Below are 11,848 nucleotides of genomic sequence, written 5' to 3'. Positions count from 1 at the left end.
TGGTTTTGACCCTGGATGGCGCAGACAGCGCCAAGGTTACACGCCTGTCTTGTTCCAGATCCCACGTCCCGTCAGTCGCTCACGATCATGCGCTCTGCCCAGGTCCTGCAACGGGCCCTTCGGCACAACAGCTGTCGGATTGATGGTGCCGTGGCTCTCATAGTAGTGATGTTTGATGTGCTCAAAGTCCACCGTTTCGGTGATACCCGGCCACTGATACAGCTCCAGCATCCAGTTGCTCAGGTTCGGATAGTCCGAAATCCGTCTCAGGTTGCACTTGAAATGCCCGTGATAGACCGGGTCGAAACGTACGATCGTAGTGAACAGGCGCACGTCGGCTTCAGTCAGGTATTCACCCGTTAGGTAGCGTTTTTCGCCCAACAGCTTTTCCAGCGCATCCAGTTCGGCGAAGACATCATCAAAGGCCTCTTCATAAGCCCCTTGAGAGGTTGCGAAGCCCGCACGGTACACGCCGTTATTCACTGCCGGGTAAATACGGTCGTTCAACTCATTGATCGGAGACTGCAGTGCGTCTGGATAGAGGTCCAGGCGATTGCCGGTCAGTTCGTCAAACGCGCTGTTGAACATGCGGATGATTTCCGCGGACTCGTTGCTGACGATGCGTTGCAGCTTTTTGTCCCACAGCAGAGGCACGGTGACCCGGCCGGTATAGTCCGGTGTATCGGCGAGGTAACGCTGATAGAGAAACTCATGGCCGTCGAGCGGATCACCCGTTGAGCCTTTTTCGGTATCGAAGGTCCAGCCATGCTCGCGCATCAGCCAGCTGACTACTGAAACGTCGATCAGGCTTTCCAGCCCTTTGAGCTTGCGATAAATCAGCGTGCGGTGAGCCCAGGGGCAGGCCAGCGATACGTACAGATGATAGCGCCCGGCTTCGGCCTGAAAGCCGCCTTCGCCTGAGGGGCCTGGTCGACCGTCTGCGGTAATCCAGTTACGGCGTTGCGCTTGTTCGCGTTGGAACGCCCCATCTTTACTGCTTTCGTACCACTGGTCTTGCCAGCGTCCTTCGACGAGAAGGCCCATATCAAACTCCAAAATGATGTGCTTACGTGCTTTGGAGATGAGTTTAGGCCGATTCGTTCGAACAAATAGCGCAAAGGTTGGGCAGTAATGATCGGTTAAATCGATGTTTTCCGGTTTTTCCAGAACAACTCAGCCTGAGCAAAGGCTTCTGAGCGAGGCAATCCCAAACCGCGGAGGGCCAGCGCCATAGTCGAAATCAATGCCAGTTGCGGATAACTGTCTTCGATTTCGCCTTTCCAAAGCGCCACGAGCTGCTGCGGGTCCAGCGTCGCCGGTTTTACATGGCGGCGATCAGAAAGTGCAGGCCATTCCTCATCCCATGGCTCACCTGCGGTAGTGCCGTAGAGGTGGCTGATCGTGTCCGGGTTGATCTCCACCTCGCCGCCATCGCCTTTGACCACGATCGTGTGATTGCCCAGCAAGCCACTGGCATCGCGATGAACGCTCTGATAACCGGGGTGGAAGATGCTTTGCAGGCCGCAGCGGGCATCCAGAGGGTTCAGGATGCGGGCCAGGGAGTGAATTGGCGACCGCAGCCCAAGCGTGTTGCGTAGATCAATCATGCGCTGCAGCTGTGGCGCCCAGTCGCCCAGCGGAAAGAACGCCAGGTTGTGTTGTTGCAGTGCGTCATCCACGGCGTGCCAGTTACGGCACAGCGGAATACCCAGCAGATCCAGCAATTGTTCGGTGTACATACGTCCGGCGGTGTGCGCGCCGCCGCCGTGCATCAAGATTCGCACCCCGTTCTGTGCCAGGCACTTGGCCGCCAGCAGATACCAGGGTAGGTGGCGCTTTTTGCCCGCATAAGTAGGCCAGTCGATATCGACCTGCAACGGCGGGGCGTTCAATCGCTCGCGCAGTGCCTCAGTGAAGCCTGCCAGTTCTTCTGCGCTTTCTTCCTTGTGCCGTAGCAGCATCAGAAAGGCACCCAACTGGCTGTCTTCGACCTTTTCGTCGAGGAGCATGCCCATGGCCTCTCGCGCTTCTTCGCGGGTCAGATTACGCGCTCCACGCTTGCCTTTGCCTAGAATACGGACGAATTGGGCGAATGGGTGCTCGGTGGGTGTTTCAAGGACGAGAGGGGCGTAGTCGTTCATATGCAATTAGTCGGCTTGGGCAGGCCCGCCAGCTTGGCGGCGAGTTTGGCGGGAGTGCCGTTGAACAGGCGGTTCAGGTGCATGCTGTTGCCTTTTTCCGGGCCGAGTTTCAGAGCCGTGTACTTGATCAGCGGGCGGGTCGCGGGTGATAGCTGGAATTCGCTGTAGAACTCCCTCAGCAACAGCAGTATTTCGACATGCTCGGGACTTAGCTCAATGTCTTCAAGGCTCGCCAGGGCGTGAGCAGCCTCCATTGACCAGTCATCAAGGCTTTGCAGAAAGCCGTCTTTATCCAGGGCAATACTTTGTCCGGCCACGTTCAGCTCGCTCATAGCCACGTGTTGACCTTATCAAAACGGATGGACAGCTCAACGAAGCCGGGATAGTCGACGACCTGTACCCACTCGGGCGCAACCATGCTCCGCGCCTGAATATCTTCTTCAAGCACAAACACCTGATTAGCGCTGTGAGCCTGCAAAGCCTGAAGTGCTGCTGTCGAATCGGTCAGCGCGTAGCTGGCGTCGCCGCACAGCAGCACACCGTCAGCCGGGCCGAGCAGCCGCAGACAACTGGTCAGGCGACTGTCAGTGAAGGGCGAATGAGATAAAACGTGCAGAGTCGACATCAGATAGTGATCACGTGGTCGTAACGGTCAATGAGCGCGGAGATTTCAGTGGATTGCGGCAGCTGAATGATTTCCTCATCCACCGCTTCCTGCAGGATGCCACGCTCGGCAAGGCTGGTACCGCAGGCGTAGATATCTTCGACACCAAACATCGAAAGCGCCTTGAGGTTGGCGGTCAGGTCTTTCTGCTGCAGAGCTTTGGCATTCTGATCCGGCAACAGCTGAAAGACGCCGTCATCCAGAAACAAAAGCCCAACCGGTAAATCATAGGCGCCACCGGCCAGCACGATATCCAGCGCCTCACGCGCACCAGGTCCGGACCATGGCGCTTGGCGGCTGATGATCAACATTGATTTAGCCATTTCAAGGCCCTCCGAAACAAATCACACGGTCAGCAGTTTGCGCCGCATCGTGTAACTGGCCGAGCCCGGATAATTCCCACGGGGCAAGCAGGTTGGCAGCGGGGCGTTGATAGCGCTGCGCTTCTTCTTGATTCAGCACACCACGACGCAGGGCGGCGGCAATACACACCACGCCATCCAGTTGATGCTGCGTAATGAAGTCACGCCATTGGGAGGGTAGGTCGTGTTCATCCTGAGGCGTCACGACATTGGCCGAAGCACTGTGGACGCCGTCCTGATAGAAAAACAGCCGTACAATCTCATGCCCCCCGGCCAGCGCCGCCTGAGCAAACAGCAGTGCGCGGCGCGAGGAGGGCGCATGGGCTGCGCTGAAAAGATTGATCGCGAACTTCATGACAGGCTCTGAAGAGAAAACTTGGCCAATGATAAAGAATTCACGAGCACTAGACAGCAAAAAGCCCGCTAGGCGGGCTTTTTGTTGAAGCAGAGCAACTGATCAGTCGTCGCGGCTCATGATGCCGAAGATCTGCAACAGGCTGACAAACAGGTTGTAGATCGAAACATACAGGCTGATGGTCGCCATGATGTAGTTACGCTCACCACCCTGAATAATCGCGCTGGTCTGGAACAGAATGCAGGCCGACGAGAACAGCACGAAGCCAGCGCTGATCGCCAACTGCAGGCCGCTGATCTGGAAGAAAATGCTCGCCAGCACCGCTGCCAGCAGGACGAAGAAGCCGGCGGTGATGAAACCACCGAGGAAACTCATGTCCTTGCGGGTAATCAGCACGTAAGCCGACAGGCCACCAAACACCAGTGCGGTCATGGCAAATGCCGAGCTGACAACTTCAGCGCCGCCTTGCATGCCCAGGTAACGGTTGAGGATCGGCCCAAGGATGAAACCCATGAAGCCGGTCAACGCGAATGCCGACACCAGACCCCACGCCGAGTCGCGCAGTTTGTTGGTGAGGAAGAACAGACCGTAGAAACCGATCAGCACGACGAAAATGTTCGGATAGCCAACGCGCATCTGCTGCGCTACAAAAGCCATGACACCGCTGAAAGCAAGGGTCAGAGCCAGAAGACCGTATGTGTTGCGCAGGACGCGGCTAACCTCTAGCTGATCGGCCTGCACGCCGTTATTAACTGCGTAATCCTGTTCGCGCATGGCGAAACTCCTAGTGGTTGAAATGTTGAGTTGCAAAGATCATAACAGACCGCCTGCAAACGGCCATACAGAGAGTTTGACAGCTTGTTTCATTCCGGTATTATGGCGCCCGCAATGCAAACGGAAGTATGGCCGAGTGGTTTAAGGCAGCAGTCTTGAAAACTGCCGACTGTAACAGGTCCTAGAGTTCGAATCTCTATGCTTCCGCCATCTTAGATACGTCAAAGCCCTGATTATTCAGGGCTTTTTCGTTTGTGGGGTTTGGTGGCGCAAGGCTGCTAAATCGTTCGCAACTCTCACAGGCCTTCGAAACTTCCTCCTTTTCAGGGGCTGGCCATCTGGATCACTATTTCTTCTGAACGGCCATAACCGACACGATTATCCCCGTGTTCGAGTGCTCGGCGCCTGCTCCCCGAACACCATTTCGCTGGCAGCCTTGGGCCGAATCCTGATCTGAACATATCCGATGCCCCGGGCAGGGCCCTCGGACGCTGCTTCACGGCGCATCCAATACTGCTCAATGTCGATATCGAATCGGGCGGCGAAGCATCCTGTTGGTCTGATGCCGATATTCCAGGCTCGCGATCAGGTGCGAATGGTGAGCTCATCAATATAACTATCTATGGACTGATGCGAATCCAGGTCCATTAACCTACTTGCTCAATTAAACCTAGTAGGTTACTTTCGAAATGGAGAAGCGAACACCTCATTGCAAGCTGTCTGTCGTCAAAGGGTTAATTGATGCGGGAAAGGTGCGTTCAACGACGGCTGCCTTGGCGGGTGGTGCAGCATTAGGCTTCGATTTCAAAGGTGTTGTGGGCGTCGTCATGGACCTGGTCCCGGCAGACTTTTACAAGAGCATGACCACGTATAGCGACACCAAGGTTTGGCAAGACGTTTACCGGCGCACTACGTTTGCCGGAGAGGTCTATTTGAAACTCACGGTCATTGATGACGTGCTCATCGTGTCCTTCAAGGAGCTATGAGCATGAAATGCCCATCGTGCGGTTCGGCTGAGCTGGTACATGACACCCGCGATATGCCTTATACCTACAAAAGCGATTCGACCGTCATCCAGGCAGTTACCGGTGACTATTGCCCGGTTTGTGGTGAGGCGGTGATGGATGCCGTTGAGTCTATGCGGGTGAGCGCCGCGATGATCGTGTTCAACAAGCAGGTGAATGCCTCTATCGTCGATCCTGGTTTCATCACCACTGTGCGTAAAAAACTCGACCTCGATCAACGTGAGGCTGCGGAAATATTCGGTGGCGGCGTGAACGCATTCTCACGGTATGAGACCGGTAAAACCAAACCTCCGGTAGCGTTGATAAAGCTGCTAAAGGTTCTTGATCGTCACCCTGAACTGTTGGAAGAAGTCAGAGTATCCTGACGTCCCCATCACCCGTGACAACACAGCCTCCATTAAAGAGAACCCCAATGCCCTACGAGCTGGACAATCGATTGGTCATCGGCGTTGCCTCCAGCGCCGTTTTTGATCTGCTGGATTCGGACGCAGTGTTTCGAAGTCAGGGCGAAGAGGAGTATCGGAAGTTTCAGGAACAGAACCTGAACAATCCGCTTCCCAAGGGGATCGCCTTTCCATTCATCAAGCGTTTGCTGTCGCTGAATGACTTGAGCAGTGACCCGTCTGATCCGCTGGTCGAGGTGGTGCTGTTGTCCCGAAACGATCCGGACACGGGCTTGCGGGTGATGAAAACCATCGAGCATTACGGGCTGGGGATGACGCGCGCTATTTTCATGCAGGGGCGCTCGCCGTATGAATACATTCCGGCGTTGAACATTGCGCTGTTTCTGTCAGGCAACAAAGCCGATGTGGAAGCTGCCATCAAGGCCGGTTATCCCGCAGGCCAGGTTCTGGACTCGCAGTTTGATGACGATGAAGACGACAAAACCCTGCGTATCGCCTTCGACTTTGATGGCGTACTGGCGGGCGATGAGGCTGAGACGGTCATGCAGTCGTCCGGCCTGGTGGAATTCCATGCCCACGAAGTGAAGAACGTGATGGAGCCACACAACCCTGGCCCGCTGAAAGAATTCATGGTCCGGATGGCGAAGATCCAGTCGGTTGAAGAGCAGCACAAAAAGCTCAATCCTGATTATGAAAACCGGATCAGGGTCTCCATCGTGACGGCCCGAAGCGCACCTTCACACGAGCGCGCGCTGAATACCCTGAAGAGTTGGGGGGTGATGGTCAATGACGCGTTTTTCCTGGGCGGTATCGAGAAGGGCAAGGTGCTCGCCGTACTGAAGCCACACATCTTCTTTGATGACCAGTCCGGGCACCTGAAATCGGCGAGTGCGGTGGCACCGTCGGTTCACATTCCGTTTGGGATTACGAATCAGGGACCTGTCGAGCCGCCTGTGGCGAGTAGCAGTGAGGCAATTGAAGGCGCTGTTTGAAATAGCAACCCAGCAAGGCCCAGCGAGCGAGTCAGTGACGTTCTCCTCGCTATACCAACGTATATTTTTACGTCCTTAGTTTCTGTCGATCAGATCAAAGCCATTGCTTAAGCTTTGCCGGACTGAGCAACCCTGCATAGTTGACTGAGTTGTGCCGGGCGCTCTGCATCTCCACGTGGCAGATGCAGCACGCCGGGACAGCGCGATAGAGGCTCTATTTATGCGTTTTCCCCTGCCCTTATCTGCGAGAGCACCGGTGCGTAATCCGGTGCAAAATCGCCCCGCATCACTGTTCGCTGAAGGTGCGGTCGTTACTGCCGTCGTGCTGCTGACGACGTTTGTCTTTTACAGCGCCAGTCAAATGTATCAGCCCATCAGCGCCCTTGAGTCAGCGCCAATGTCGCTCGATCTGGCGCACTTGCCTGCGTACACCTTGCGCACCACTTTGCGCATGTTTGCGGCGTTGTTTGCATCGGTGATCTTTTCGGTGGTTATCGCCACGCTGGCCGCTAAAAGTCGCAAGGCCGCGATGGTGATTCTTCCGGCGCTGGACATTCTTCAGTCGGTGCCTGTTCTTGGTTTTCTGACGTTTACCGTCGTGTTCTTCATGAGCATGTTTCCCGGCCAGCAATGGGGGCTGGAATGCGCGGCTGTTTTTGCCATATTTACCAGCCAGGTCTGGAACATGACGTTCAGTTTCTACCAGTCGCTCAGGACAGTGCCCAACGATCTTTATGACGTAAGTCGGCAGTTTTCATTTTCAGCGTGGCAACGGTTCATCAAGGTCGAGCTGCCTTTCGGGACGCCGGGGCTGGTGTGGAACATGATGATGTCGATGTCGGGAGGCTGGTTTTTCGTCGTCGCTTCCGAGTCCATTACCGTAGGCGACAGCACTGTCAATTTACCGGGCATCGGTTCATGGCTGGCGCTCGCGATCCAACATAAAGACCTGGCGGCGATCAGTTGGGCGGTGGTGGCCATGGTTGCGGTCATCGTGCTGTATGACGTGCTGTTTTTCCGGCCGATCGTAGCGTGGGCGGACAAGTTTCGATTCGAGCAGACCGCTTCACACAAGCGCCCCCGTTCCAGGGTTTATGACCTGCTCAGGTCAACGCGCCTCGTGCCGTTTTTGTTTGCGATCCTGCAAGGCATCCGCGACTGGCTGCCCGCAGGGCGAATGTTCGGATACGGTCGTTTCAGGCTGGCTTTCAAGCTCGACGCCCGGTTTCGCCGCCTCACTGATATAGCCTGGATAGCGCTGGTGGTTGCTGCATGCCTGACTGGCATCTATCAACTGACAGATTTTATTGGCCGCACGCTTGGCGTGGATGAGGTGATCAATGTGTTTGGTCTCGGGCTCGCTACGCTGGCGCGAGTGGCGGTGCTTATTGTGCTTGCCAGCCTTGTCTGGGTACCCGTCGGTGTATGGATCGGCCTGAATCCGCGCAGGGCGGAACGCTTGCAGCCCATTGCGCAATTAATGGCGGCATTCCCGGCGAATATCCTGTTTCCGTTTGCAGTGGTCACGATTGTCGCCCTGAAGCTTAACCCCGATATCTGGCTATCGCCGCTGATGATACTGGGCACTCAGTGGTACATCCTTTTCAACGTTATTGCCGGTGCCAGCGCCTTGCCGACCGACTTGCTCGAAGCCTCGAAGGTGTTTCGTGTACGTGGCTGGCAATGGTGGCGAAAAGTCGCGCTGCCGGGTGTGTTTCCCTACTACGTGACCGGCGCGCTGACGGCAGCGGGCGGCTCGTGGAACGCCAGTATCGTCGCCGAGGCCGTGTCGTGGGGTGATGACCATCTGTATGCATCGGGCTTGGGGGCGTTCATCGCTCAGGCGACTGCCGCCGGTGATTTCCAGCGGGTGGCGCTGGGCATTGTAGTGATGTCTGTTTTTGTGGTCGGTTTCAACAGCCTGCTGTGGCGACCGTTGTACCGCTTCGCCGAACGCCGGCTTCGAATTGATTGAGGGCAATCCAATGGAAGTGATCGACAAACGTTGTCTGGTAGACGTGCAGGGGCTTGGGCATGTCTATGGTACTGCGGGCGGTACCCGGCGCGTCGTGCTGGACGATGTAGCCATGCGCCTGAACGACGGCGAGGTCATCGGGTTACTGGGGCGCTCCGGGTCGGGTAAGTCGACCTTGCTGCGCTCCATTGCAGGGCTGGTTTCGCCGACCTCGGGGCTGGTCGCATTTCCAGCAAACGCGCCGGGAGTCTCGACTTCAGTGCGCATGGTGTTCCAGAGCTTCGCGTTATTCCCGTGGCTGACGGTTCTGCAGAACGTCGAAATTGGTCTTGAGGCCTTGAGCGTTGCTGCGCCGGAGCGACGTCGTCGTTCACTGGCAGCTATCGACATGATCGGCCTCGACGGTTTTGAGAGTGCCTACCCGAAAGAGTTGTCAGGCGGCATGCGCCAACGCGTGGGGCTGGCGCGTGCGCTGGTGGTCGACCCCGATATCCTGCTGATGGATGAGCCGTTCTCCGCACTGGACGTGTTGACCGCTGAAACGCTGCGCACTGATTTGCTTGAGCTCTGGAGCGAGGGTCGGATGCCGATCAAGTCAATATTAATGGTCACCCACAACATCGAAGAGGCCGTGTTGATGTGTGACCGGATACTGATTCTTTCCTCTAATCCAGGGCGGATCATGTGTGAGGTTGAGGTCGCTCTGGCTCAGCCCCGTAACCGCGCAGACCCTGCCTTCCAGGCCCTGGTCGAAAGTATCTATGCACACATGGCAGGCAACAATACTGTGCAGTCGCTGCGTGAAAGCCCGTTTGCTGGCAATGGTATTGGCATGGTCTTGCCGCTGACCTCGACCAACGCATTGGCGGGGCTGATCGAGGCGGTAGACAACTCTCCCTTTAATGGCCAGGCCGATTTACGCGAGTTGGCAACGGCGTTGCGTTACACCTCGGGAGACCTTTTGCCCGTCGCCGAAGTGCTGCAGTTAATGCGTTTCGCTGAAATGCAGGAAGGCGATATCACGCTTCTGGCGGCCGGGCGACGTTACGCCCAATCGGAAGTGGATGAGCGCAAGCAGCTGTTTGCCCAGCATCTGCTCAAGTATGTGCCGCTGGTCAGCCATATACGCAGGGTGCTTGATGATCGTCCTGGGCGGACAGCACCGGCGAGACGTTTTCGTGATGAGCTGGAAGATTTCATGTCGCAAAGCGACGCAGCCGTGACACTGGACTGTGTCACGCAATGGGGGCGCTATGCCGAGCTTTTTGCTTACGATGACGTGGCGGATCAATTCAGCCTCGACAATCCTTCCTGACTGAATTCATCCTCTTGGGTAAACAGTCTCCGGCGGGCGCTATACACTCCGCCTTGACCTCCAGATAGCGGTGACACTCAATGGTAATCCAGTGAAACGAACCCGGTTGACGCTTCGTTTGATGCTGCTGCTTGCGCTGGCATCCGGTATCGCTGCAATCGACACGGTGACTGACCTTGAAATTGCGGTCGGGGTCTTTCAAACCATCGTGGTGTTGATCGCGGTAAGGTTTTTGCCTGCGCGCGCGGTGGCGGGGGTATCTGTCGTCTGTATGGTGCTGACGATCGTGAGTTACCGCTTTACTCGTTTCGGTGATACCGAGGCGGGGCTGATCAATGTGCTGATCAGTCTAGCGGCCATTGCCTGCACCACGTATTTGGCGCTGCGCTTGTCGACTGCCATTCGTACCGTGCATGAAACACGCACGCACCTGGCGCATGTTGCGCGGGTCAACGTGCTGGGCGAACTGGCCGCCTCTATCGCGCACGAACTGAATCAGCCGCTGGCTGCCACGGTTAACAGTGGCAGCGCCTGTCTGCGCTGGATTGCAGCAGACCCACCCAATCTGCCGAAAGCCCGGCAGGCGGTTGAGCGAATAATCACTGACACGCACCGGGCCAGCGACATCATTGCCCGGTTGCGTAGCATGGCAAGGCATCAGTCGCCTGCCAAACAATGGCTTAACGTCGAGGACACGCTTAACGGCGCTCTGCGATTGATGGCCGGAGAGTTGGCGGAGCACGACATTGCGTTACACGTAGAGGTTGAAGAAGGCCTGCCTCCGGTGCTTGCCGATGAAGTGCAAATTCAGCAGGTCATTCTTAATCTCGCCCTGAATGCTGTGGACGCGATGCGTCAAGTGGGGCCCGAGCGGCGAAGGCTGGACTGCCATGTCGTGCTCGACTCGCCTCACCAGTTGCGTTTCTCTGTTGTTGATCAAGGCAACGGTGTATTGCCGGATGACTGCGAGCGGGTTTTCGAGGCTTTTTACACGACCCGCCCTGACGGGATGGGAATGGGCCTGGCCATCAGTCGCTCCATCATCGAGGCGCATGACGGTCGTATCTGGGCCTCGAGTAACCTGCCTTGGGGCGCTACTTTTCATTTCACACTGCCAACTGTTGCCAGGGAACCCGATGCCTGAAACTGCCGCTCAAAGCACTGCCGAGATGATTTACATCGTCGATGATGACCGCTCGGTGCGTGAGTCACTGGAGGATTTGCTGGCGTCTACCGGCCTGGCCTGCATGACGTTCGGGTCTGCACGCGAGTTCCTCGAGGCGACACTGCCGGATGTGCCCGCATGCCTGGTGCTGGATGTGCGTATGCCGGGCATGAGCGGTCTGGATTTTCAGCGGGAACTGGCGCGTCTGGGGATTTCGATTCCTGTGGTGTTTATCACCGGTCACGGTGATATCCCCATGTCTGTGAAAGCCATGAAGGCGGGGGCTATCGAGTTTCTGACCAAGCCGTTCCGTGAGCAGGATCTGCTCGACGCCATCAGTCTTGGTCTGAGTCAGGATAAGCAAGCGCGAGAGACTGCAGCCCTGGTCACTCAATTGAAGCAGCGTCATTCCACTCTGACTGACGGCGAGCGTGAGGTCATGGCCTTGGTCGTTTCAGGCCTGCTTAACAAGCAGGTGGCTGCCCGGTTGGGTGTCAGCGAAATAACCGTGAAAGTCAGACGGGGCGCACTGATGCGCAAAATGGACGCTGACTCTCTGGCGACGCTGGTCAAAATGTCGGAGCGTTTGAAAGCCGATAGTTGACTGCTTTGAGGCAGCTCTTATCAAGCAAAACGCTGAAATGCGCTTTCTGTAGGAGCTGCCGAAGGCTGCGAA

The 11,848-nt window shown here is 56.5% G+C and carries 14 protein-coding genes and 1 tRNA gene; 8 read left to right on the top strand and 7 right to left on the bottom strand.

Features of this window, described 5'->3' with window-relative positions; translation table 11 throughout:
• Positions 1-36 precede the first annotated feature (36 nt).
• The 7 genes from AUC61_RS23010 to AUC61_RS22980 form a co-directional block, all read right to left on the bottom strand.
• Positions 37-1,044, bottom strand: a complete 1,008-nt coding sequence (locus AUC61_RS23010; protein WP_243248486.1) for a glutathione S-transferase family protein — start codon at positions 1,042-1,044, stop codon at positions 37-39.
• A 95-nt stretch (positions 1,045-1,139) separates the two neighbouring features.
• Complete coding sequence (locus AUC61_RS23005) at positions 1,140-2,141, bottom strand: glycosyl transferase family protein (RefSeq protein ID WP_243248485.1); 1,002 nt, start codon at positions 2,139-2,141, stop codon at positions 1,140-1,142.
• Entirely contained in the window at positions 2,138-2,473 is a 336-nt protein-coding gene (locus AUC61_RS23000) for a TusE/DsrC/DsvC family sulfur relay protein (RefSeq protein WP_243248484.1), read from the bottom strand. The genes AUC61_RS23005 and AUC61_RS23000 overlap by 4 nt, the downstream gene beginning before the upstream one ends.
• Positions 2,470-2,766: a sulfurtransferase complex subunit TusB gene (gene tusB, locus AUC61_RS22995; RefSeq protein ID WP_243248483.1), complete on the bottom strand. Its 297-nt coding sequence runs from the start codon at positions 2,764-2,766 to the stop codon at positions 2,470-2,472. Before tusB ends, AUC61_RS23000 begins: the two co-directional genes overlap by 4 nt.
• Positions 2,766-3,128 (bottom strand): sulfurtransferase complex subunit TusC, encoded by a 363-nt coding sequence (tusC, locus tag AUC61_RS22990; RefSeq protein ID WP_243248482.1) that lies wholly within the window; start codon positions 3,126-3,128, stop codon positions 2,766-2,768. Before tusC ends, tusB begins: the two co-directional genes overlap by 1 nt.
• Position 3,129: 1 nt before the next feature.
• Positions 3,130-3,522: a sulfurtransferase complex subunit TusD gene (gene tusD / locus AUC61_RS22985; RefSeq protein WP_243248481.1), complete on the bottom strand. Its 393-nt coding sequence runs from the start codon at positions 3,520-3,522 to the stop codon at positions 3,130-3,132.
• 102 nt (positions 3,523-3,624) lie between these two features.
• Positions 3,625-4,296 (bottom strand): Bax inhibitor-1/YccA family protein, encoded by a 672-nt coding sequence (locus tag AUC61_RS22980; RefSeq protein WP_087265237.1) that lies wholly within the window; start codon positions 4,294-4,296, stop codon positions 3,625-3,627.
• Between the two features lie 122 nt (positions 4,297-4,418).
• On the opposite strand from AUC61_RS22980, the gene AUC61_RS22975 reads away from it, so the two are divergent.
• From AUC61_RS22975 to AUC61_RS22940, 8 genes are all read left to right on the top strand, one after another.
• Positions 4,419-4,506: transfer RNA gene (locus AUC61_RS22975), tRNA-Ser, on the top strand.
• A gap of 479 nt (positions 4,507-4,985) precedes the next feature.
• On the top strand, positions 4,986-5,282 hold the full coding sequence (locus AUC61_RS22970; RefSeq protein ID WP_243248480.1) for a type II toxin-antitoxin system MqsR family toxin: 297 nt from the start codon (positions 4,986-4,988) through the stop codon (positions 5,280-5,282).
• A 2-nt stretch (positions 5,283-5,284) separates the two neighbouring features.
• Entirely contained in the window at positions 5,285-5,686 is a 402-nt protein-coding gene (locus AUC61_RS22965; RefSeq protein ID WP_243248479.1) for a type II toxin-antitoxin system MqsA family antitoxin, read from the top strand.
• A gap of 47 nt (positions 5,687-5,733) precedes the next feature.
• On the top strand, positions 5,734-6,717 hold the full coding sequence (locus AUC61_RS22960; protein WP_243248478.1) for a 5'-nucleotidase: 984 nt from the start codon (positions 5,734-5,736) through the stop codon (positions 6,715-6,717).
• A 361-nt stretch (positions 6,718-7,078) separates the two neighbouring features.
• Positions 7,079-8,692: an ABC transporter permease gene (locus tag AUC61_RS22955; RefSeq protein ID WP_422765611.1), complete on the top strand. Its 1,614-nt coding sequence runs from the start codon at positions 7,079-7,081 to the stop codon at positions 8,690-8,692.
• A 10-nt stretch (positions 8,693-8,702) separates the two neighbouring features.
• Positions 8,703-10,007, top strand: coding sequence for an ABC transporter ATP-binding protein (locus AUC61_RS22950; RefSeq protein ID WP_243248476.1), 1,305 nt, complete (start codon positions 8,703-8,705; stop codon positions 10,005-10,007).
• A gap of 121 nt (positions 10,008-10,128) precedes the next feature.
• Positions 10,129-11,151 (top strand): sensor histidine kinase, encoded by a 1,023-nt coding sequence (locus AUC61_RS22945; protein WP_243248489.1) that lies wholly within the window; start codon positions 10,129-10,131, stop codon positions 11,149-11,151.
• Complete coding sequence (locus AUC61_RS22940) at positions 11,144-11,776, top strand: response regulator transcription factor (RefSeq protein WP_243248475.1); 633 nt, start codon at positions 11,144-11,146, stop codon at positions 11,774-11,776. Before AUC61_RS22945 ends, AUC61_RS22940 begins: the two co-directional genes overlap by 8 nt.
• Positions 11,777-11,848: the final 72 nt, after the last annotated feature.

Origin of the sequence: Pseudomonas maioricensis, assembly GCF_022790535.1 — a bacterium.
Lineage (GTDB): Bacteria > Pseudomonadota > Gammaproteobacteria > Pseudomonadales > Pseudomonadaceae > Aquipseudomonas > Aquipseudomonas maioricensis.
Note: the sequence above shows the minus strand (reverse complement) of the source record. Positions and strands in the feature narration are given on the sequence as shown.